Origin of the sequence: Agrilactobacillus composti DSM 18527 = JCM 14202 (assembly GCF_001436375.1) — a bacterium.
In the GTDB taxonomy this organism is placed as follows: domain Bacteria; phylum Bacillota; class Bacilli; order Lactobacillales; family Lactobacillaceae; genus Agrilactobacillus; species Agrilactobacillus composti.
In genome coordinates, this window is sequence record NZ_AZGA01000020.1 from 44,880 (window position 1) to 68,618 (window position 23,739).

Annotated in this window: 18 protein-coding genes; 9 read left to right on the forward strand and 9 right to left on the reverse strand. The window is 45.5% G+C overall.

Annotation, left to right across the window (positions count from 1 at the left end; genetic code table 11):
• Nucleotides 1-24: 24 nt before the first annotated feature.
• Genes FC83_RS05640 through FC83_RS05660 form a run of 5 tightly spaced genes read right to left on the reverse strand, consistent with a single transcriptional unit; the run spans nt 25 to nt 5,842 of the window.
• Nucleotides 25-2,949: a discoidin domain-containing protein gene (locus tag FC83_RS05640; protein WP_035451131.1), complete on the reverse strand. Its 2,925-nt coding sequence runs from the start codon at nt 2,947-2,949 to the stop codon at nt 25-27.
• A 21-nt stretch (nt 2,950-2,970) separates the two neighbouring features.
• Nucleotides 2,971-3,693, reverse strand: a complete 723-nt coding sequence (locus FC83_RS05645) for an alpha/beta hydrolase (protein WP_052004465.1) — start codon at nt 3,691-3,693, stop codon at nt 2,971-2,973.
• Nucleotides 3,694-3,706: 13 nt separating this feature from the next.
• On the reverse strand, nt 3,707-4,537 hold the full coding sequence (locus tag FC83_RS05650) for a PTS system mannose/fructose/sorbose family transporter subunit IID (protein WP_035451133.1): 831 nt from the start codon (nt 4,535-4,537) through the stop codon (nt 3,707-3,709).
• On the reverse strand, nt 4,534-5,349 hold the full coding sequence (locus FC83_RS05655; protein ID WP_052004466.1) for a PTS mannose/fructose/sorbose/N-acetylgalactosamine transporter subunit IIC: 816 nt from the start codon (nt 5,347-5,349) through the stop codon (nt 4,534-4,536). Before FC83_RS05655 ends, FC83_RS05650 begins: the two co-directional genes overlap by 4 nt.
• Before the next feature lie 4 nt (nt 5,350-5,353).
• Nucleotides 5,354-5,842 carry a PTS sugar transporter subunit IIB gene (locus FC83_RS05660; protein ID WP_162260646.1) on the reverse strand — a complete coding sequence of 163 codons (489 nt, stop codon included), beginning with the start codon at nt 5,840-5,842 and terminating at the stop codon, nt 5,354-5,356.
• A 424-nt stretch (nt 5,843-6,266) separates the two neighbouring features.
• On the opposite strand from FC83_RS05660, the gene FC83_RS05665 reads away from it, so the two are divergent.
• Complete coding sequence (locus FC83_RS05665; RefSeq protein WP_035451136.1) at nt 6,267-6,773, forward strand: NUDIX domain-containing protein; 507 nt, start codon at nt 6,267-6,269, stop codon at nt 6,771-6,773.
• A gap of 155 nt (nt 6,774-6,928) precedes the next feature.
• Here FC83_RS05665 and FC83_RS05670 read toward each other — a convergent pair whose 3' ends face one another.
• The 4 genes from FC83_RS05670 to FC83_RS05685 form a co-directional block, all read right to left on the reverse strand.
• Complete coding sequence (locus tag FC83_RS05670; RefSeq protein WP_057002502.1) at nt 6,929-8,797, reverse strand: alginate lyase family protein; 1,869 nt, start codon at nt 8,795-8,797, stop codon at nt 6,929-6,931.
• 362 nt (nt 8,798-9,159) lie between these two features.
• A complete protein-coding gene (locus FC83_RS05675) occupies nt 9,160-11,616 on the reverse strand; it encodes an alginate lyase family protein (RefSeq protein WP_035451139.1) in 2,457 nt (818 codons plus the stop codon).
• Between the two features lie 244 nt (nt 11,617-11,860).
• Nucleotides 11,861-13,159 (reverse strand): RNA polymerase factor sigma-54, encoded by a 1,299-nt coding sequence (rpoN, locus tag FC83_RS05680; RefSeq protein WP_035451140.1) that lies wholly within the window; start codon nt 13,157-13,159, stop codon nt 11,861-11,863.
• A 15-nt stretch (nt 13,160-13,174) separates the two neighbouring features.
• Nucleotides 13,175-15,913, reverse strand: a complete 2,739-nt coding sequence (locus tag FC83_RS05685; protein WP_035451141.1) for a sigma 54-interacting transcriptional regulator — start codon at nt 15,911-15,913, stop codon at nt 13,175-13,177.
• Nucleotides 15,914-16,118: 205 nt separating this feature from the next.
• Here FC83_RS05685 and FC83_RS05690 point away from each other — a divergent pair, with 205 nt between their 5' ends.
• The 8 genes from FC83_RS05690 (at nt 16,119) to FC83_RS05725 (ending at nt 23,704) form a co-directional block, all read left to right on the forward strand.
• Complete coding sequence (locus FC83_RS05690; protein ID WP_057002503.1) at nt 16,119-16,520, forward strand: PTS sugar transporter subunit IIA; 402 nt, start codon at nt 16,119-16,121, stop codon at nt 16,518-16,520.
• Nucleotides 16,521-16,576: 56 nt separating this feature from the next.
• Complete coding sequence (locus tag FC83_RS05695) at nt 16,577-17,056, forward strand: PTS sugar transporter subunit IIB (protein ID WP_235184206.1); 480 nt, start codon at nt 16,577-16,579, stop codon at nt 17,054-17,056.
• Nucleotides 17,057-17,060: 4 nt separating this feature from the next.
• Entirely contained in the window at nt 17,061-17,864 is an 804-nt protein-coding gene (locus FC83_RS05700; RefSeq protein WP_057002504.1) for a PTS mannose/fructose/sorbose/N-acetylgalactosamine transporter subunit IIC, read from the forward strand.
• Entirely contained in the window at nt 17,857-18,705 is an 849-nt protein-coding gene (locus FC83_RS05705; RefSeq protein WP_057002505.1) for a PTS system mannose/fructose/sorbose family transporter subunit IID, read from the forward strand. Before FC83_RS05700 ends, FC83_RS05705 begins: the two co-directional genes overlap by 8 nt.
• 15 nt (nt 18,706-18,720) lie before the next feature.
• Nucleotides 18,721-19,644: a family 43 glycosylhydrolase gene (locus tag FC83_RS05710; RefSeq protein WP_052004470.1), complete on the forward strand. Its 924-nt coding sequence runs from the start codon at nt 18,721-18,723 to the stop codon at nt 19,642-19,644.
• 63 nt (nt 19,645-19,707) lie between these two features.
• Nucleotides 19,708-20,826: a glycoside hydrolase family 88 protein gene (locus tag FC83_RS05715; protein ID WP_035451147.1), complete on the forward strand. Its 1,119-nt coding sequence runs from the start codon at nt 19,708-19,710 to the stop codon at nt 20,824-20,826.
• Nucleotides 20,820-22,910, forward strand: a complete 2,091-nt coding sequence (locus FC83_RS05720; RefSeq protein ID WP_052004471.1) for an alpha-galactosidase — start codon at nt 20,820-20,822, stop codon at nt 22,908-22,910. The genes FC83_RS05715 and FC83_RS05720 overlap by 7 nt, the downstream gene beginning before the upstream one ends.
• Nucleotides 22,910-23,704 (forward strand): HAD-IIB family hydrolase, encoded by a 795-nt coding sequence (locus FC83_RS05725; protein ID WP_057002506.1) that lies wholly within the window; start codon nt 22,910-22,912, stop codon nt 23,702-23,704. The genes FC83_RS05720 and FC83_RS05725 overlap by 1 nt, the downstream gene beginning before the upstream one ends.
• The last annotated feature ends 35 nt before the right edge of the window (nt 23,705-23,739 follow it).

Here is a 23,739-nt window from a genome sequence, read left to right on the forward strand (position 1 = left end):
TTAATGTACTGGTTTGAACTGTGGTTATTGTGCACTTGTATTGGCGTTGGCTTCGACCCGGTCTCCAAAGATATGGAACTCACCCCGGGTATTTACCCCAGGGTAAGCGGGATCGGTGTCAGCGCCAGCTTTATCCACTTGTAGTTTCAGATAACGGAAAGGTTTGTTCTGCTGGTCTGATTTAACCATGAGGGTCTGCGGACCGTTTTCTGTGGCGGTCATTTGATCACTTAACAGCGTCCAATCTTTACCATCATTGGACCCATAGACATTTGTCCCAGCAACCCGGTTAGGGAAACCGATGCGGGCTTGAATGACGAACTTAGACATTTTCAGGCGATAAGCAGTGCCAAAGTCAAAAATCTCAATAGGCTGACTGAAGTTGCCATCGAAAGTGAACACATCGTTATCTACGAGATTTTGGGCCGCTCCAGCGACTGGTTTGCCATCAGGCGTAGTAACCGCGACAAATTTTGGATCCGTGGCATAATCCAGACTGCCATCACTGAGTTTGCCGTTGAGCAGTACACCCTTTTGAACGGCGGTGGCATATGCACTTAGGGCTTGGGCAAAGGCTGCATCACTGCCACTATCAAGTAGTGCCTTGACAGCTTTATCCGTTTGGTTGATTTTGTCTTGGTCGGCCGTAATATACGTGTCTTTAGACTTTAAAGCAGCAACGGCGTTATAAGCAGCGGCGCGACTGTCAGAAACATTCAAAGTCAACGCTTGCGTTGCCGTCAGGCCATTACTGGTCTTTAACAGCAATAACGACTCAGTACCAGCCTTATTGGGGGTAATGGTCAAATTGTTACCATTGAGCGTTGCAGAACCGGCAATGGTCCCATCAAGGCTCAAAGCATTGTTAGCATCATTGGCAATTGGGGCGGTATAAGTTTCGCCTTTGACTAAGTTCAGCGTTTGGGCAGTCCCATCAGTAAAGCTTGGGACTGCTGTCTCATCAGATACATATTGATATTCTTGGAAGTCCACTTGCACATTTGAGCCGCCGATCACACTGTAGAAGTCTAAATATGGTGATACAGTGGTTTCAGGGGCGGCTTGGGTTGGATATAACAAGCTGATCCACTGGCCGTGGGTATTAGGGATGGCAATGGTGGCATAAGCTTTGTCCGGCAGATTTTGACTGCTGAGTTTCAACGTGGCTTCACCGTTAGAGCGAATCTTAATGGCCGACTGTTTATTTTTCACTAAGCCGGTCATGGCGATTTGACTGCCACCAGGATTGCTGGTTTTATCTTGGGGATAACGTTTGGCATAATCGGTTTCGTGGATATCACCTTGATGAGCAGCCGCGGTGACCCGCACGTAATCATCTTGGACTTTGGCCAAACTATCATCCAAAATAGTCCCAGTTTTCACAAAATTGCGATTTGGCGTCGTTGGCAAGGTGTTTGATACGTGACCATAGTCGGCGTCGGCTCGTTGTTTTGGCATGGATAGCCAGTACTCAGCGCCAATTTCAGTAATTTTGTTGTCGCTATAAGCCCCCCAGTAATTCATCGTCTGAGTTCCTTCGTAAAAGACGGGATTGCTTAGGTGTTGGGCAATATAAGTCATGGCTGGGGCTTTTTGAGCTAATTCCGCTTCAGAATAGCCTTCTTGATAGCGATAATAGTCGTATAACTCACTGTTATTCATGTATTTGTTGATCCGGCCGCGAGAATCCTGGGCAATTGGGCCACCAAAATCGATCAACTTGGAAGAACCATTGCCGTCCCAGGCGGGGAAGTCACTGCCGCCATTGTCTTGCAATTGGGTCCAAGGAATATAATTGCCAAAGTTGTATTGGTAGAAAGCATTTACGCCCGTAAGTAGGCTACCACCCTTGAAGGCGTAAGGATCCACGGCGTTGGCTGCAGAAGATACTTGACCAGTGGTGGGGTCTACCTTGGTATTTTGTTGATTGATGATGCGGGCCAACCCGATCAAGGTCAAGGTATCATCTTTAGCATGGTTTTGGTCCCGGCCCATTTCCAACAATTGGGTGTAATCTTGTTTGGTAGGATTACGGGGGTCATCTTTGGAGATACCGTAAAGCAAGTGGGCAAAAGCGCCGTTACTATAGGGCTTATCGGTCTCCTTATTGACCATGACCACCTCTACCAAGTCATCATAAGCCTGTTTGTCAGATTTGAAGAGGACACCGGCCATTTTACCAGTGTTTAAGTAGTTTTGTTGATTCAAATAATAGTTATCTTTGTTCATGAAGTTTTTCATCAACGGATTGATGAAATTATTGACTAACTTTTCATCATCACTTTGAGTCCAGGCCAGATCGACGGTATTACCAGTGGCCTGATCCACGTAGGTGGGTTGGGTCAGTGAGGTATATTTCAATAATTCCGCAGCACTAACCAGGTAATAATAGGGCACCACGGCATGGATTTGGGCATCAGGATAATAAGTCACTTTATTAGGGTCTAATTGTTCCCAAAGGCGAATCTGCCGCAGGGCATTGGCCCGATATTGGGCATTGCCGGTCATATAATACATAACCGCTTGGGTGTAGGCTCGAAAACCGTCTTCTGCAAGGGCCATTTCCTGGCCCGAGCTGGTGAAGGTGTTGTTTTTGATGGTGTCAAAAGTTCCCGATTGGATGTTTGAAGCGGCGAAGGCCGTGCTGGCAAAGCGGGTTTGACACATGGCCGCATAATAAGCTTGCCATGGTTGGGCCTGATTGACCAGCTCGTTACGGGTATTTTCCAAAGCATCTGGGCTAGCAGAAATTGCTGGGTGTAAGATGCCATTGGTGGTCGTTTTCTGTAGCTGAACATTGGTGGAGATGGCAGGTACGGGTTGATTGGTGGTTTTACCCGGATCTGCAAAAGCCGCTTGAACAACTTGGGCTTGTCCCAACAACAAAAACAACAAGCTCAAGCCTAAACTGATTAAGGGCAGTTTAAACTGTTTAAACTTTAAAGACATTGATATTCCCTCCCATAGGTATTAATTTGTTAACCAGTCCTCCAAAAAATTTTGTAATGCCGGGTGCCATAAAGTAAAATCATGAAATCCGGATTGTTGTTGATAGCTGGCACTGTCAGGCTTAACGGCATTGACCGCATCACCAAAGGCCTGGGTGTGCTTGTTTAACGGATCTTGATCACCGCAATATAAGGCGATGCGGGGCAATTTTTGATTTAACTTGAAACGTTGCTTAAACAAAAAGGCAGCATCGTTTTCACTATTTTCTAAACCCCCTGCAAAAACCTGGTTAAAGACCGGGTCATTGCGATCGCGTTTGTAGAAGATAAACGCGGGGGAAAAAGCCCCGATGGCGCTGTAATAGGGAAACTTTAAACCTAAAAGTGCGGCCCCATAGCCACCCATAGAGTAGCCAGCGATGGCGGTGTTTAAGTAACTAAAATTCAGACTGAAGGTCTGTTTCATAACCTGATAAAATTCTACCCCGATGGCTTGACCGTAATCTTCACCATTTTTGTGATCCGTGTAAAAACTATTTTCACCGGCGGGACAAAAGAAGGCGGTGTCATACTCGTCAGCCCAAGGCAGTAGGGGTGTATTCAGCAACCAAGCCTTTTCATCCGCTCGGACGCCATGTAAGAGAAACAAGACATGGGTTTTGGCGGACATGGCTTTAGGTAAAACAGCCACATATTGTTTGTAACGGTCCAGGACCGTGGAAAAATAAGAACCATTGATTATCAAATGATTACTTCCTTTACTTGATGATGCCTAGGCCACCAAGAACAGCAGAGATAACGATGACCCCAATTAAGATCCAAGTTGTGGAGATTTTCTTTTTCCGCAACAACCAAATCAATAACCAAACCACGCCTAAGGGCAGCAAACCTTTCAGAATACCATCTAGGGTTGTTTGTAAATTGAAAGGCACGCCACCTAGTTTAGTGACCACGCTAAATTTCAAGGGCACGTTGAGATAGGTCATGGCCCCAATCATGGTCAACCCCAGTAGGGAACAGCCCTTGGTGATGGAACTTAACAACCCACTTTCTTGGGCTTCACTAATGTAATTGGCCCCAACTTTATAACCCAGGACCCCGCCGTAATATCTGACAAAGTAATAAGGGACGTGGAATAAAACTAGGAACAACAGGGGACCGAGGATATTGCCTTGCGTAGCCAGACCTAGGCCAATCCCAGTAGTGATGACCCGCCAAGTTCCGGTAAAGAAGGAATCTCCTAAACCGGCTAAAGGACCCATCAGGCCGACTTTTAGACCTTGAACGCTTTCTTCAATATCCGGCATCGGTTTTTCAGCATTTTGTTTTTCCATGGAATAGACAATGCCCTGGAGAAATGGTAAGAAGACCGGGTTGGTATTGAAGTATTGCATGTGTCTAGCCACAGCGGCGTAGTAATCATCATCGTTCTTATACAATTTCCGTAACAAAGGCATCATGGTCCAACCAAAGCCTGGGCCTTGCATCCGCACGTAAGTCATTTCGCCCATGACGGTAAACCCACGCCAGAAGATACTATGAATATTTTTTTTATCCGTTTTCGTTAAACTATTGGTTGTTGTACTCATGATAAGAAGTCCTCCATTTCATGTGATTCGGTGCCACCAGCCGTACCGGCAGCCGGTCCGCTGGGCCGATTCTTATTTTCTTGGCGTTTTTTGTAATCCGTCAAAATGAAGAAGACAGCTGCTGCGCCACCAAGGACGGCGATTGGCATGGTCCCTAGTTTTAGATAAGCCGCCATAATGAAGCCGATAAAGAAGAAGGCCATCAGTTGGTTGTCCCACATGGAGTTCACTAGGATAGCCATCCCAAGGGCAGGTAAAGCCGCAGACATAGCTGTTAGCGCGCCGTTAACAAATGGTGGCATCGAAGCCATCATTTGTTTGACCGGTTCAACCCCGATCATCATGATGACAAAGGCCATGATGGCAAAGACGGTGGGATAAAAGATAATGGCAAAATAATGGGTCGCCGTAAACAGCTTATCGTTATGATTAGCCACAGCCCGATCTTCAAAATCAACAACGAAGTTAAAGAACACCCCGGCAATCAAGTTGAACAGTAAAACAGCTAATAGACCGATGGGAATAGATAAAGCGACAGCTGCAGAGGTCCCTTTACCTAACAAAATCCCAAAGGCGGTGCCGAATACCCCGGCCGAAGCCACGTCAGATGGCACGGAACCACCCACGGAGAAGGTCCCTAAGAAGACCGCTTCAATGGCCGCCCCCATTAAAATACCTTGGCGCAAGTCACCTAACGCCAAGCCAACCAATGGGCCGATCCAGATGGGACGAATTTGAATATTGAAGAAACCCCAATCTAAGAACTTTGTCAAAAACATAATGACTGCAATCAGTAAGGCTTGAATAACCATCAGTTTATGCCCCCTTTTGAATGAGTTTGTCTAACGGAATTTTTTGTTGATCCGGTACAATTTGGTAGGCGACCGGCGTGCCACTGTCACTAATGGCTTGTAAGTCAGCGACATCTTGGTCACTTAACCGCAAATTCTCGGTATATTTCTTTTTATTGGCAGCAGCTTCTTTAGAGGCCCGGCCAAAATTGCCAATATTGACCAAGGGAATCTTGACTCCAGTTTCCACGACGAAGCGGGCGTCTTGGGGATTGTTTACCACAATGAATGAATTTAAGGCGTTGAACCTTGGATCGGCAAAAAGTGTTTTGGCCTTGTCTCGGGTTAGAACAATGGCTTTCATCGTTGGCGGTGTCGCCATTTTTAAAGAAGCGCTTTGAATTGGATCATTGGCGGCTTTATCGTTGACCACCACAATGTGATCAACTTGCAGCTGGTGGCTCCAAATCAGCGCCACTTGCCCGTGAACCAGGCGCTCATCAATACGTAACATTTTAATCAAATTAGTCACCCCATCTTTTTTCGTTATATGTCATAAATACCTACAGTTGTTAAATGCTTAAAGCTAATTTGTATCTCCTCCCAGATAGAATTTAGTTTAAAAAGCGCTTTCATTATTTATATAAGCAATTTTGATGCCAAGATTTGGCGGCGACGGTGAGGTATAGGGGATGAGTGTTGTTAAATCAATAGTTGTGAAGTAAAATATATTTTTTTTAAAATCAACGCAGGGCTGTGCCCGCCAGATAAAAAGCAACTTTTTAATGTGGCGGTGAAATTAAATGCCTTAAATGCAGATGATAAATAATTTAATATTGATGGTTTGAATTTTTCATAAATAGGCTATAATTTATCCTTACAGATGCAACATAGCCTAGTTGTGTCACTTCAAACATCAATTACGAGGAGATATGCCCATGGTCTATACTTACTGCCCAACTTGTGGGACAAAATTGATCGCCAAAGCTGCTGGTGATGACGGAACAACGCCGTATTGTCCAGTCTGTCAGCGTTTTTGGTTCCCAACTTTTGCCGATTGTGTCATCGTTCTGGTGGCCAATGAATTTAACGAAATTGTCTTGGCCAAAATGCCTTATTTATCCCAACAATATGCGTCATTGATTTCCGGCTACATGCAACCGGGGGAAACGGCAGAGGCTAGCGCCAAACGGGAAGCTCAAGAAGAATTAGGTCTGGTTTTGCCGGCGGTCCAATATACCGGGACTTATTGGTTTGGTAAAACTGATGCGCTGATGCATGGGTTTATTGGCCAAACCACCAAACAAGCCTTTAAGGTGTCTGATGAATTATCCACGGTGCAATGGGTCCCGGCACCAGAAGCACCGAAATATATGTTTCCAGAAAGTCCAGACAATGCGGCCTTGGCGGTATATCGGACATTTATGCAGCAAAGTAAAATTTAAAAAAGTTTCAAGTCCTTTAGACTTGGACCACCTAAAGATACTCAAAAAGCCCGCTAGAATCATGGGAGAAACCAAAACGTTTCTCAGATGATTCCGGCAGGCTTTTTGCATAGCGCCAGATAAAGTTTTGAAATTAAGTGCTAAGGGGCAATCGATTAATCAGTGGTATACAAAGCAGCTTGCAACCAATTAATATGTTGGCCGCCTTCGTTGGTGGCAATTGGTGCCCGGGACAAAGTATCGGCGGCTTGTTGCACACTTTGCACGGCATCTGTTGTCATTGGTTGTTGGGTCAAATAGTGATTGGCCACAATTTCATAGGCTGGGGTACCATCGTTAGCTTTACCCCGGGAGAGGTCAGAGGCAAAGGTTTCCGATGGCACGTCTTCGCCTAAATTATATTTCGCGGTATAAGCCACGCCGGCCAGCAGACGGCTATTGTAGGCTGAGAACAAATCAATGCCTTGATTCCAAGAAATAGCGGCTTGCAGGGCTAAGCCATTGATCCCTAATTGGACGTGCGCTTGATCGCGAGAAGTCTCTTGAAGTTCGCCTGTGGGATAGATGTAACTCAACAAAGCGCCTTCAGAAACACCATTGGGATTTTGGGCATTACCCAGATAGAACTGCTGTAAAGCAGCATTGTACAGGTCAACGTCATTTAAGTAAACGGCCGCCGACATGTTAAAGGCGCCAATCAAGGCATCCCAGCCACCATTGGCTTGGGGATAGTAATCTACAGTCGGGCTGTAGGTGCCACCTCTAGCAATCATCATACTTTTAACAAAGGCATCAAAGCGCGCAATATCGGCTGGTTGCCACTTATCAGCATCAGCGGTGGTTGGGTCAGTATTATAAACATTTTTCAAGAGTTCAGCCGCATTGAGCATTTCCGGAAAGTCTAAGGCAAAACGCAACTTGGCATCATTGCCGTGACCGACTGTTGTTAAGGTGTTGGTCCAGGCGTTGAGGATGTTGATAGCTGTCTTGGCATGGGCGCTATCCCGATCAAAATACCACATCAAAGCATTGGAACTGGCCGCAAAACTATCTTTGGTGAGATGGTCGCCACCGATATTGGGATTGTTGTAGGGGCCAATATCGATCAAGGCTTGGGGGTCTGGTTGATAGTCAGCAGCAGCTAATGGGGAAGCCTTCAATTGGGCATAGGCTTTACCGTCAATAGTACTGGTGTTGTCTTTGTTGGCCCGGATGCGGTCTAGGGTTTTGGCGGTATAAGAGATACCAGGGTGGGCAAATTTGAAATCTTTGGCTACATAGGGGATTTCAGAGTTAGTGGCGTATTGGTCACTCACATCGGTGACGTCAAAGAAATCCAAGTTAGGCCCATCAAAAACTGCTTGGCCAGGGGGTGCTTGTAATGCCAAGGTAATGGTGTTGGTCCCAGCGTTTAGATGGACGGTCATATAATTATTGTTCCATTTCGTGTTTCCCCGTACCGCCGCGTAATTATCGGTGCTTTGCACCGTACTTTGCGGCGTATTGGCATCTTTATAGCCCGAGATGTTAAAAATCATCCAACCGGCCCAGCCCGCATCGCTTAAGGGGTCAGTACTATTATTGATCATTACCCGGAAATTACGTTCATCACGATCATTGCGGTTGCCTTTGGTTTCGGTGGCTGGGTTGTTGTAGTTAAAACGCAGTTGATAAAAGCCAGCTTTTGGAACTTGCACCTGCCAAGTGGCGGAATCTTGCCCCGCCGGAATGGTATTTAAATACGAGCTAGTATCAGCTACAGGATCACTAAAATCCACAAATTGATGGCCAGAGGCATTGTTCAAGGTGATACTGTTGCCCTTGGTGTCAATGGGGATTTTATCACCATCATGACGGATATAAACATTGCCAGTGTGTTGGCTCAAAGTTTCGGCTTCAATGCGTTGCGAAAATGCGGCAGCTACCGGCTGGGCATTGCTTGTGACGGCTAAGCTAATACCGCCCAAGGCCAGGGCCAGACATGTTTTTGCGAACAAGTGCTGTGGACTTTTCAGTTTTTTCATAACATATTTTTCCTCCCAGATATGATTTTTAAAAAGCGCTTTCATAACTGTGTAAGCAATAAATATGCCAATATTTGGCGACGCCTAAGTGCAGGAAGAATAAATGCTGACATACCAGTAACTATGATGTTGATACGACAATTTTTTGACCCCGATTGATGATGCACCCGCCAGATGCAAAGAAGGTTTGAGATGTGTCGGTAAAACAGATGGAGTAGCTGCTGTGGTAATTTAAGTGTATTCAAAAATCCCGTTGATAGACCATGTTGGAAACTTTAAGCCAACGGGTCTGTCAGCGGGATCATTGCTAATATAGGCTAGTTACTTGTACCAATCGTACATACAAGTGCTAGGCATTCAACTTATTGGTCATTTGAAGTTGTTTGATACATAAAGATGAAGCGATTTTGATTGGCCACGGTGGTGCCAAAAGCCGTATCACCTACCACGAGTTGTAAATTAGGCTGCCCGGGGTTTGTGGCCCCAGTACTGACGGTTTCCAATAAACGATTAGGTTGATTGAAAGGCGCAAGGCCATAGAAACCTAGGCCATTGGCATAGAGTTTAAACTTCTCGGTGGTAGTTATTTGTGTGGCTTCAGCTGAAACGTTGCCATTTGATTTAACCGTTAAGTAATAGCCATTGGTCAAATCCTTAATGGCATAAGAACCATCATCATTGGTGATAAGCTGGTAATTATCCGCATCCTTCTGCCGCGCTGTGACGCGTAATGTACCCAGCTTGTCAGCATTAAAGTAGGATTCATAAGGCTCATAGCTTAACTCGGTGTTGGTTGGATCAGCTAAGGTACGATTGTAGTAAGGTTCTACCCGAGTGCGCAATTTGAAGACCGGTGCAGATTGGATTGCTGGACCATTATAAAAAGTTAAGGTATCAAAATTATAGTTATCTGTATTAACAAAGCCTTGTGGTCGCATAGCTTGAGCGGCTTTCGCGGTCCAAGTTGTATCAACATCTGGTCGAGAACCATAGTGGGCCAATATCATTTCATAAATTGGCCGGAGTTCACCCCGGTTGATGGTTTGCTGATCCATGCGGGTCCAATAAGAAAAAGGCCCCCGATCATGGTAAAGGTTGTCCATAGGATGATAATTAGGATCTTGATAAGTCAGATTGTACTTGGCTGACCACTCAGCAGCTTTTGCCAGACGGTTATTACCATAGCTAAACCAATCATCACCTTGATTACCGGCCGCTTGAAAAATTTCCGTCATTAAGCCGATACCTAATTGAGCATGGGCTTGGTCACGACCGGATTCCATAATTTGTCCACTGGGTGCGAAGTAATTATCTAAAGAACCATTGATATATGGATCGGTTAAATAGTTAGTGGCTTGTTGATAAATCTGATAGTTATCCGTGATGATGCCAATTGAAATCAGACCCTCAATAGCAGCCTGGTCCCAGTTCCCATTGGCCCGCATTGGAATAGCAGCATCTTGTAGGACCGGGTAAATGGTGTTGGTCAGCATATTACGAAAGTTTTGAAGATCTGAAGTAGTGTAGCCGGCATAACCATTGTGGTAACCTACTAAAATATCGGCGGCTGTGGTCAATTTGACCGCATTAAGACCGGCGCCAAGAATACGGTCACGACCATCTAAAACTTTGAGATTTGACCAAGTGTTGAGAATATTAGCAGTTGTTTTCGCATAGGTGGCATCACCTGTAATAACCCATTGTAAGGCGTTGAAATAAGCTGCATCCCCTGCTTGTTCCAAATAACTGATGTTGTTTGAAGAAGGGGCATCCCCACGACCAATCGCTTCAGCAAAATTAGTTTTATAATCGGCTGAACTTTGCCCATAGGCGACGGAATTTTGCAATAATTGGTAATCGGCATACCAAGGATTCTCTTTGGCTTTAATATGGGCCTTCATAGCATCCAATTGAGCACTATTTACATGAATACCAGGATGGGACATAGCCTTGATATCAAGGCTGCCAGTCATTGCTGGATTTTTATTATAGGTGATAGCAATGGTTTGTTTGGCAGCGGTCAAGGGTAGTTTTGCGGTGAAGCGATTGCCCTGTTTAGTCACTGTGGCTTGTGGATCAACGCTGTAGTCGTTGGGTTGGTCAGTGGTTTGGACCGCTTTCCAAGAAATCACAGCATCGTTGTCAATTGTATCGCTGGTCACGATCAAGTTGCCCGCTGTGGGTGCTGTTACGAAATGAAATGCTTCAGCAGTGTTGCTAGAAGTTAATCCAGTTTTAGGGTTAAATGCCAAGGGTGTTTGGCTGCTAGTGGTCCACTCGTCCCGGATAGTTTCCAGATGGCTAGAAATGGTATAAGTATCAGCTTGGCCTGTGCCAGTGATTGAGAAGCGTTCATGATAATTAGCCTTCGGTGCAGAAGCGGTGACTTGGTAAGTGTCAGCTGCAACTTTGTTGAAATACCCTTTAGCATTTTTTTGGTAATTTTGAATCGTTAAGAATTTACCACTTTTGGTATCTTGTAACTGCAGGGTGGGTTTAATTTCATAGCCCAGACTACTCATGGGCGCGGAGATATAAGCGGCAAACGTGGTTGCGGTATTGACATCCTTAGTTAGCGTCAGTTGATCTGTAGGGGTCACTTGTAAAAACTGATTATTTTGATCTGGTAGTTGAACTTTAAGATAGCGGGCAGGTAAATCCTGATTTACCCGAAAATTACCAAAGTTATTTCCCCAATCTACCGAATTCGTGGTTTCAGCAGCAGCGACGGTCGTACGAAACCCGATTAAAAAACCTAACAAGCATAGTAAAATAAAACTGCTTAACAATACGCGTTTTTTGCGAATTAATTGAATCATTCTTCTTCCTCCATTTGGTTTATAACAAAGCAACGGAGGCAAACAAGATAACAGGTTGTCCAGTCCTATTTCCTTATGAGAAATTATATTTCCCAATCATTCTAATGCCATTAGCATAAACACATAAAGTTACATTTGCAAGCGATTTCTAAAAATGCCAGGTTACCGTGATACGAAAAAATAATCCTTGTCAGCCGTAACTATTACGGTACACAAGGATCATTTTGATAGCCTAACTGAATTGTTATCGGGGCGCCCGCCGTTTACTGGACGCCGGAATGTCTAATTGTTTGCGATATTTCGCCACGGTCCGCCGGGCAATGTCGAAACCTTGGGTCGATAACTGCTGGGCCAAGGTGTCATCGCTTAGGGGATGGGCTTTGTCTTCTTTGGCCACTAAAGCTTTGATCTGGGCCAAGAGCTGGTCTACCGAAAGGTTGCTATCCCCATCGGCACTCTGACTGCGCCGGGAGAAGAAGGCCTTCAAGGGAAAAGTCCCAAAGTCGGTGACCATATACTTGCTGTTGATGGTGCGGCTCACCGTGGATTCACTGATTTGCAGGGTCTGGGCGATGTCTCTAAGCAACAATGGGGCCAGGGTCGTGGATTTTTGAGAAAGGAAATCATATTGCTGGGTCATGATTTGCTTACCGATCAATAACAAAGTTTCCCGGCGCCGTTGTAAATTATAGGTCAGGGCTTGATATTGCCGGTATTTGTCCTGGACATATTGTTGGACTTCCGCATCGGTGGACTGGCGCAAATGGTCATAGGATTCAGCCTCAAAGATGATTTCCGGTTGATTGCGGTGAAAGAAAGCCAAACGCAACTTGCCTTGATCTTGGGTGACCTTGAGCTCGGGCAAAATGTATTGGGTGGGGGTCTGTTGGTCCATCAATTGTCCCGGATAGGGATAAAGGCTGCGGATGTAATCTAAGCAAGTCTGCAAGTCTGCTGCCTTTAAAGTCAGGTCAGTTTGCAGCTGGGTCCAATTTTGAGCCACCAACGTGTCGAAGTGATCCTGTAAGATTGGTAACACGCCAGCTGGTATGGGATTGGTATCATATTCCGCCTGCAAAATCAGACATTCCTGCAAGTTGGCCGCTCCAATGCCTGGAGGGTCTAATTGCTGGAGCAAGGTTTTGGCATCTAACAACATGGTTTTGGAGATTTTTAACTCGGCCATAATGGTGGCATCGTCCACCAATAAATAACCGGAAGGGTCTAATTGTTTGATCAAATAGACCAGCAAATCCCGCAAAGGCGTTTTGCGATAAGCCAGATGGACTTGCTCCAAGAGGTAGTCAAATAAAGATTGGTGGGTGTCGGCTATGGGATAGCCCGTTAAGGCCGCTGCGGCCACATCCCGTTCCAAGTGGGGTTTGACTTCAATCAGAGGATTTTCCAAGCTGGCGTTCTTCAGGTAATTGGTTAGGTCAATGACGTCTAGTTGTAGCATTAAAATTGACTGCTGCATATCCTGGCTCAGGGCTAGTTTTTGCACTTGTTTTTGATTCAATTGGAAATTTTGGGCGAGGGACAAGGTTTGACCTCCTTTTTAGGACTGAAAAATAATATCATACAAATAATTCAATTCACCGGTGTCGACTTTAACCCCATAAGCTGATTCGATGTCAGCTAGGGCGCGTTTGATTTGATTGAGGCCTTGGGTTCGGTCGATGGTATCATCTGGGGTATAGGTCAAAGGCGGGTCATTGCGAATCAGGCGTTCAATCAAGGCACTGATATGCACATACAAGGTGGCCCGCTGGCTGTTGGCCAATTTAATTTGGGCACTTTCTTCTAAATGCTCGATCATTTCCCCCACGGAGTTGATCACCTTTTTCACATCCAAGATGGTCACCGCCGACAATAACCGCTCAATGGAGAAGTTTTGGATCAAGTGGTCATTGATGTAGGTGATCATGTCCGGATCTTGAACCGTTGGGAAAATTTGCTGAATGATTTTAGTCCCATCATTGGACACTAAATTCTCCAAAGAGATGAACGGAAAACCAGCTAGTTTTGGATCATTCGTCCCCACGATGGCTTTGACATCATATTGATTGAAAATAGGGCTGTCGGTACCGTACTTCTTTAAATACGCGAAATCTACGGATTCAAACTGATAACCCAGTTTTTTGGGGATGCTTTTTGTCAACAAAGTTTGAATTTGTTTGGCCGCCCCAATGCCGGTGTGACAAGTGGTGATGATCATTGGTCTTTTTTCTAAAATTGGATAGGTCAATTGGTATTTGGGTAGCAGTTTGGGTTGAACCTTGCGGCCAATTTCATCAATGGCCATATCTTGTTGGATCATTTCCCCCACATAAAGGGCCGCTTGGGTGGAGACGTTATTGACAATCAAAATAGGGCCGGGGATGAGGTCTTTGAGAATGTCAGGTAACACCATTAAAGATCCCATATCCACCAAGATAATCAAGCCTTTGCTGCAATCGTATTTCTTCAGATAGCGTAACATAAATTCCTTCACTTGGCTGGTGGAAACCGATAAAGGCATGTCAAAGGCATCAAAAATCTTGCCATTTAAAAATTGGTTGGCCACATCGGCAATACTGCTAGCTGTGGAAAAGCCGTGGGCCAAAATGATGGCCTGCTTGCCACTGCGCTGATAGTCCACACCTAGACTGAGTAAATAGCTAAGCAATAGCAGTTTATCTAAGTCGTCCATCTTGAAATCCAACTTGGTTTTAATTAAGTCCAGAAATGATTTTAATAATTGATACTCAAGCACGGTGTTTTCTTTTAACAATTCCAACAGATGGCTGATTTTATTTTGATTACTGGTGGTGAGGCTGAGGTTGAAATCTTGCTTGCGATACATAAAGTTGGCGATGGCCACGATGGCATTGCCTTTGATGTTTACGAAAAACGAGGTATCTAAGTAATCAAATAATTGTTGGATGACGCTGATCATGTATTTGAGGGCTTCGTTTTCAAAACGGCCGTCTTGATGAACTAGTTGATCCATCAAAGCGCCAACTTCCCGGGCGATGTGTTGTTTTAACGTAAGGATGGTAATTGTTTTATTTTGGTAACTGGTTTCCAATTGAATCAAACGGGCCACCAGCTCATTGATCAGGCGATTGTCATCGTGGAGTTGCAGTTCATAGTCGGCTAAGGTACTGGTGGGAGTGAAGGTCACGGTGTCTTGGGTGATGGCTTCTTGTTCGTTAACAGCCAATAGCTCCGGCAAAAAGCCATTGCCAATGGTTTCAGAAGTGATGTGAATGGTGGCTTTTTGGCGGGCTTTACTGAAGACCCGGGCACAAAGGATGCGGACAGTGGTCTTTAATTCTCCCACGTTATTTTTGTAATTGAAATTATAGAGGCGATTGATCACCCAAGGACTGACTTCTAACGTCTTATTTAAACGCTGGCTTTCTACAATGAAGGCTTTATAGATATGCTGTTTTAATTCGGACTTGGAGCGGTTATTTAAATCCGGCACGGTGATGGCAATGGGAATTCGGCGCATAAAGGTTTGCAAGAAAGTTTCTTCCAAATTTTCCGTGGTGGCAAAAATCAAGCGCACGTTGGAGTGGCGCAAGACATTGCCTTCCCCCATGCGCTGAAAGGTGCCGGTATCCATAAAGGAAAACAGCTTTTCTTGGCTTTCCGGATCCAAACGATGACATTCATCTAAGAATAAAATTCCGCCATCGGCTGACTCCAACATCCCCTTGAAATCTGTTGTCGCCCCGGTAAAACTGCCCTTGGCATAGCCAAATAAATTGCTGGAAAGCAGTTCCGGGTTGTGATAATACTGGGCGCAGTTCAACACGATAAAGGGGGCTTTGGCATCTAATATCCCGGACTCGATACAATATTGATAGGTCAACTTGGCCAAATAACTCTTACCCACGCCGGTATTGCCCGACAAAACAAAAGGCAGGCCATTAGGCGGATAACTGACGGCGGTGATGATCCGGTCAATGCCTTCCTTCATGCTTTGCTGACTGCCAATGAAGGTTTCAAAGGCGTTGGTATTATTATGTTGTTCATGAATTAATTCCGGTAAGGACGCATAGACGTTTTGTTTGGGCGTGAAAAAGTGTTCACAAAAAGTGGCCCGGTCGGCAAAGTTTGTGGGGCGGGATTTAATCTGAATGACTTTTTCTTGCTTTAACAACTCATTGAGGTATTGACTCACCGTATTGCGGCTGAGCTTGACCCGCCGTGCTAAAAAGGCAGTAGTCAGCCGTTGCAGATCAGCGAGCTCATTAATTTTCTGGGTTTCAGCGATTAAAGTCTTTTCAACACTATGAATGCCCATTTGTCAGTCTCCTTCGACACATTTAAAATTTAGCGGATTTCTGTCGTAACTAACTATAACATTCACATATTTTTTTGCAAGCGCTTATATGGCAAGGCTTTCAGCCCCTCGCCAAAAGTTGGCATGGTTCTTGCTTATAGATTAGTGTCCAGTGCTAAACCAGATATTATTCTAATTTACGATTTTAAGAAAAGAGGAAACACTGTTGAGTAGAAAAATTTATTTCATTTCCCATAACAACTTTGCTCAAGGTTTAAAGCAAGCTGTGGAAATGATTGCCGGCAAACAAGATAACGTCACCGCCTTTGGCCTAATGCCTGGCGGCGATCCTAATGCAATCATCAAAACCATTGAAGCCGATATTACGGATGCAGACGAGGTATTGATTCTAGGTGATTTGGAGGGTGGTAGTGTTTGCAATGCCGCTATGCGTTTAACCATCAAAGACAACGTCACCTTAGTCACCGGTTCTAATTTAACCTTGGCCTTACAGGTGGTGTTAGATAGCGATCCAACCCACTTGGATCACCAAATTGAACAGGCTCGCACCGGGTTGAAGCGGTTAAAACTCAAGGTTTCATCTAACCAAGATGACAACTTCTTTTAAACACTCATATCGGTAATTCATTTGGCTATTAGAAAGGATTGATCCAATTGATTAAAATGTTAAGAATTGACGACCGTCTTATTCACGGTCAAGTGGCCGTGACTTGGTCCAAACAACTAGAGGTAACGCGCATTGTGGTGGTCAGTGACACTATCAGTGAAGATGAAATTCAAGTTAGTGCGTTAAAGATGGCGGCACCAGAAGGAATCAAGGCCTTTGTGCTGTCCGTTGATAAGGCCGCGAAGATGTTAAATGATCCTCGGGCGGATAAGTTAAAAGTGTTACTGGTTTTAAATGATCCTAAGCAAGTGGCTGCGCTGTTGGCCGAACTCATCACTAAACCAGCAATTTTAGACATTGCTAACTATGGCCGGGTTGCCGGACTTGACGGGCGCCATAAGATCACGGATACCGTTTATTTGTCCGACGAAGAGGTCCAAATTTTCAAAGACCTGGCACAAAAGGGCGATAAATTTATTTATCAACCGTTACCTGGCGATGCCGCAGAACCATTAGATAAACTATTGGAGGGATGAGATTATGTTAATGCAAGCACTTGCTGTGGGATTAGCCTGTGTATTAGTTAAGTTTGGGGCCTGGTGGGGTGCCATGGGCTGGGATCGACCAATGATTGCCAGCACTATCACTGGGATTTTGTTAGGCAAACCTGTGGAAGGAATTACCGTGGGTGCTGCTTTAGAATTAGTATACATGGGGACCCAATCCATGGGTGGGGTCATCCCGCAAGATTATGGCCTAGGTGGTATTTTTGGCTGTGCCTTTGCAATTTTAGTCAGTGCTAAACCTTCCGTGGCCGTGGCTTTATCCATTCCTTTCAGTATGTTAGGGACGTTGATCTATGACTTATTTAAATTCTGGGCCACTTCTTTAGTCACCCGCTTTCAGACCCACTTGGAAAATCATCAAATCAAGGCTTTTAAACGGCTATGGAATATTCAAGCTTTTGTTTATTTATTAATGTGGTTCTTATTAGGATTTATCAGTATTTTAGCCGGCACATCTGCTATTAAAGCCCTTGTCAACATGATTCCAACGGTGATCATGAATTCTCTAACGGTTGCCGCGGGCATGTTACCTGCTTTAGGGATGGCTTTATTGATGATCTCCTTGTGGAGTAAAAAATTGGCACCTTATTTCTTCATCGGTTTTGGCTTGGTCGCCTTTTTCAAAGGCACCTTGATTGAAGTCGCCTTCTTAGGTGCGGCTGTGGCTTTCTTAGCAGTCATTGGCCAAATTGGCAAACACACCAACGGTAATAATGCCCAACCTAAGACTGCTGAAAGTGCCGAAGAAAGTGAAGAGGAGGATTTTTATAATGACTGATACAACAACAACACCAACTTTTTTGCCAGATAAAAAATCTGAGAAACGCTTCTATAACAGCTTATTCTGGCGCAGTCAGTGGCTGATGTTTTGTACTTCTTATACCAAACAACAAGCGGTAACGTTCTCTTGGGTCATGCTGCCTTATTTGGAGAAAATTTACGGTAAAGATACCGATGAATTCTATGCCGCCATGTTACGACATCAAGATTTCTTCAACACCAACGTGGCTGTGGCCCCATTTGTTTTTGGGGTCGTCACTTCCATGGAAAAAGAAAACAAAGAAAATGGTGTGGAAGCTAAAAGTATCAATGCCTTGAAGTCCAGTTTAATGGGACCGCTCGCTGGTATTGGGGATTCTTTACTGGCCAATGGGGTCCGCTTGATCGCCACCGGGATTGCCATCGGTTTCTTCCAACAAGGTAGTTGGTTAGGGCCAATCTTGTTCATGCTACTGTTGAATATCCCTAACTGGGGTATCAAATGGCTTTCCGGGAAATATGGCTACAAATTAGGCAACACCTTCATCACCGATGCCATGAAATCCGGCACCTTGAATCTCATCACCAAAGCGGCTTCCATTGTGGGGTTGATGATGGTGGGGGCCATGTCTGCGCAATATGTCACCTTTAAGACTGTCCTTAAAATCAAGTCGGCGTCACAAGTGGTGGATATTCAAAAAATCTTTGACATGATCTTGCCAGGTCTCTTGCCACTGCTGTTAGTGCTAGGCTGTTTCTTCTACTTACGTAAAAAGAACAAACCCGTCCGTGTCCTACTGGCCGTGGTTGTCTTGGCCTTTGTCTTGACCTTCTTAGGCATCACTGGCGCCGCCAAGTAAAGGTGGTTTTTCAAGATGATGCAAAATGGTCAACCTTGGCTGGATACCACCGGCCAACCCATTCACGCCCATGGTGGTTGCATCCTTAAATACCAGGATTGGTATTATTGGTATGGTGAAGATCGCCGGGCTGATTATTATGTCAGTTGTTACCGCTCCCAAGACTTAATGCACTGGGAATTTCGCAACCACATTTTAACCACTACGTCACCTTTTAAGGCTGAACGCTTTCAAGCGACAGCTGGTCTGGTGAATAGTGATGGCACCAAAGTCAATATTGAACGACCCAAGGTTTTGTATAATCCGAAGACTGAAAGATTTGTCCTATGGGCCCATTTTGAAAACGGCCGGGATTATCGGGAAGCAGCGGTGTTGGTTGCCTCGGCAGCTACACCAGATGGGGATTTTACCGAACACGGCCATTTTCGACCTTTTGGGAACATGTCCCGGGACTGTACCGTGTTTGTGGATGCTGATCAGGCTTATTTCATTTCCGCCGCCCGGGGCAATGCAGATATTCATATTTACCAGTTGAGTAGTGACTATCTGAATGTCACTCGCCTGGTGAATCGGCTATGGTCTAATGAATTTCGGGAAGCCCCGGTTCTGTTCAAACATGACGGCTTGTATTATATGCTGACTTCTGGCACCAGCGGCTGGCGGCCTAACCAAGGCAAGTATGCGGTGGCTTCAGCCATTGCGGGCAGCTGGTCGGATTTACAGGACTTTGGGGATGCTACTACCTTTGATAGCCAACCTGCGTTTGTTTTAAAAAATGGCAACCAAGTCATTTATGTGGGGGACCGTTGGGGTGGCGCTAAACATTATCAAGATTCCAGCTATGTATTTTTACCTTTAGAGATTACCAGCCAGCAGGTGATATTGAAGCACAAAGCCCGTTGGTTTATCGCAGCTCACAATTTTGTGTTTAAAGATTAGTTTATAAATTTTGACAGATTTTAAAAAACACTAGCAGTTAACTTATTAAGAAAAGAGGGCGACATGATGCAAGATTGGGCACAGACAACCTTAGATCAGATTTATGCCAAAACCAAAGCTACCGTCCAGCGCATTGGACCTAGTGCGATTCCTTATATTGCAGAAGACGGTCATTATCAAGCAGATATGGCTAAAAAAGATATTATTTGGTGGACCAATGGCTTTTGGGGCGGGACTTTGTGGCAATTAAACCACTACCGACCAGACGCTGCTTTAGCAGCAGCTGCCATCGCCAACGAAGTGGATTTAGACCAAGCTTTCTTGAAATATCAAGGCTTGCACCACGATGTGGGCTTTATGTGGCTACCCACAGCGGTTGCTCACTATCGGCTGGATGGCGATGACCGGGCTTATTGGCGGGGTCGGCATGCGGCCGATTTATTAGCAGGCCGTTACAATCCCGTGGGCAAGTATTTGCGCTCTTGGAACCGGGACCGGGCCGGTTGGGTGATCATTGATTCTATGATCAACATTCAACTGTTGTATTGGGCCAGTGCTGTCACCAAAGACCCTCGGTTTAAAGAAATTGCCAATAACCACGCGGATACGGTGATGCAAAATCACGTCCGGGCTGACGGGTCGGTGGCCCATATTGTGATCTTTGACCCCAACACCGGTGCGGCTTTACGCACCGATGGGGGTCAAGGCTATGAAGTGGGCAGCAGTTGGTCCCGGGGGCAAGCCTGGGCCTTATATGGCTTTGCCTTGGCTTATCATCATACCCACGAAGCCCGTTACTTAGAGACCGCCAAACGGGTAGCCCACTACTTCTTAGCCAATATTGAAAATACCGATTACGTGCCTTTAGTGGACTTTAGAGCCCCACAAGAACCACAAACTTTTGATACTTCCGCCGGGACCACGGCAGCTTGTGGCCTGTTGGAAATTGCCAAGAGTGTTTCTGAAAATGAACGTCCCCTGTATCAAAATGCCGCCGAAAAAATGTTACACAGCATTAGTGCTAAGTATGGCAATTTCGATACGGCTACCGATAGCATTTTAAGTGGGGCTACCACAGCCTATCACGATGAAAAAGGCCAAAACACCAATTTGATTTATGGGGATTATTACTTTATAGAAGGGCTGTTGCGTTTAACTGGAAAGGACTTTTTAATTTGGTAGAAAAAATGATTCTGTCCACTTTTAAGTTGGGTCCAATCACGGCACGGTATTTGAAAGATAATCGCGGTCATGTCAGTTGGACAATTTATCCAACCAAGCGGGCCACGGATTTTGTTTTACGAACCGATACGCAAGTCCATAGTTTGGTTCAAGCCAAATTAGTGCAAGATGCTTATGACAAAAATTTTAGCAATGGGGTCAGCATGTATCGCAGTGCCACCACCCAGAGCTTGACTTACAACAAACAACAGGTCAAAGAAGATAGCGATACTATCAGTGTGGCGACCTATCTCAAAGACCATTGGGACAATACTTATATCCATACCCTGTGTTATCACAAAGACACGGCATATTTAGGGGTGCGGACGACTTTTACCAATGAAAGCGACGCTGTTCAACATTTGGCATTACTCAGCAGTTTTTGTTTGAGTGGGCTCAGCCCTTTCACTGATAAGAATCCCGTGGGGCAATTGGAACTGGTGCGGTTTCGTTCGAAATGGGCCATGGAAGGCCGCATTGAGCGCCGACCAATTGAAGATTATGACTTGGAAGAAAGCTGGAAGGCTTCTGGATTGGCTGTGGCAAAATTTGGCCAACTGGGGTCGATGCCTGTCCGGCGTTTTTTCCCCATTGTGGGTTTGACCGATGCCAGTCAAGATGTGACTTGGTTGGTTAAATTAGCAGGGGCGGCCAGCTGGCAGTTAGAAGCGCTACGCTTAGATGATGAATTAGTGCTCACCGGGGGCTTGCCTGATCAAGACTATGGCCAATGGCAAAAAACCGTTGAACCTAAGGCCAGCTTCACCACCCCTTGGGCCTACATCACAGTGGGCAGTGGCCGTTTAGAAGCCGTGGCCCATAACTTTGCGCCAACCACCAAGGCTGATAAATTACCCGTGGTCTTCAATGAATGGGCCACTAGCTGGGGCAAACCCAGTGAAAGTTCGGTTGAAACCACGGTGGCCGCCCTCAAAGCCCATGACATCGACTACTATGTGATCGATGCGGGCTGGTTTGCGGATAAAAATGGCGACTGGCAGACCAATCATGGGGATTGGCAAGTTTATCAACAGGCTTTTCCCAATGGCTTAAAAGCCGCCACCAAGACCATCCATGCCGCCGGTTTAAAAGCCGGTTTATGGTTTGAAATGGAAACCGTGGGGGCAGCTGCTGAACAATTTCAAAACACCGCCCATTTGGCTAAAAAGCACGATATCCCAATTACTGCCGGGACCCGGCGCTTTTGGGATATGCGTGATTCTTGGGTGCAAAGCTATCTGACGGGAAAAGTCATCGAGACTTTAAAGACTAACAACTTTGATTATTTGAAAATTGATTATAACGATAGTTTAGGGGTCGGGGTAGATAGTCCTGAAGGTTTGGGCGCTGGTTTAGAAGACTTGATTGACAACAGTTTAAAGTTTATCCATCAAATCAAGGCCGACTGTCCCGATATGGTCATTGAAAATTGTTCCTCCGGGGGTCATCGCCTGACCCCAGCCTTCATGGACATAACAGATTTCTCCTCATTTTCAGATGCCCATGAATCCAGCTGTATCCCTTTAATTGCGGCCAATGAACAAAACATTGTGCCGGCTACGAAAAATCTCATTTGGGTGGTACTCCATCCAGAAGCTGAACCAGATGAATTCATTTATCGCTTAGTTAGTGGCTTTCTGGGTCGGATTTGCTTATCCGGGAATGTGACGGGCTTAACCAGTGATCAGTGGCAAACTGTTGACGCCGCCTTAGCTTTATACCAGCGCTGTGCCCCGTTGATCAGCAGTGGTGTCCCGTTGCGCTTTGGCCCGGACGTGTTAAGTTATCACGACCCCCAAGGCTGGCAAGTAGCTGGTTTTAGTGACACAGCAGATTTAAAAACTGCTGGACAAGTTTTGCTGGTGGCCCATACCTTTGACCAACCCGGTCTTGATCGGGCGGTTTTACCAGAATTAGGCCAAGGCTGGCAGGTGCAAGCCGACTTTGGTTGTGCTGACCTAGCCTTAGATTTAAACACGAATGTGACTTTAAACTTGAACAACCACAACTTTGGGGCTCATGTTTGGTTATTGGAGCGGCGCTAATGATAAAAAAGACAAAGTATCAAGTGATTTGTTCCGACTTAGATGGGACGTTATTGAATTCTAATAAGGTCATCGACCCAAAAGACCAGGCCACCATTCAAGCTTGGCAAGCAGCCGGCAATTTCTTTGGCATTACTTCCGGGCGCACACTTTGGGGCGTCCATAAAGCCCTGGGGTCTAGTATAACGCCGGATTTCATTGTGTATTTGAATGGGGCCTATGTACAAACAATCCAGGGTCGGCTGGTGAAACGCCTGTTAGCTAATCAATTAAGTTTAGCAGTGCTTACAAAAATAGCCCCAATTACCACTGCCAAATTAATGGTGGTGTTAGGGGACCAGACCCGGCGTGTTGTAGATACGCCCAAACAAGCCGATGAAATCACCAAAAATCAGCTGGTGGGCATGTTGCAACAAGCAACGCCCCCGTTGTTATCCAAAATTTCCTTGGTGACCCCAGATGATGCTGTGGACCAACAAGTTTATCAATTGGTCGCCGATATGCCAGTGGCAGTCACCACTTCCGATGTGCACTATGTGGAGATTGCTAGCCAAAATGTTTCTAAGTTGAGCGGCTTAGAAATTGCCTTGGCGGACACGGTGCCTCTAGATCGGGTCATTGCCATGGGGGATTATGCCAATGATTTAGAAATCATCAGCGGCGTGGGTTGCGGTTATGCTGTGGCTAACGCGGTGCCCATTATCAAACAGGCGGCGCAAAAGGTGACTGTGGATCACGACCATCAGCCCATGACCCATATTGTGGCTGAGATCACTGATCAGTTAGACCAATAAGGTAGGCTTTGACCAGTGGCCACCACCAGCCACTT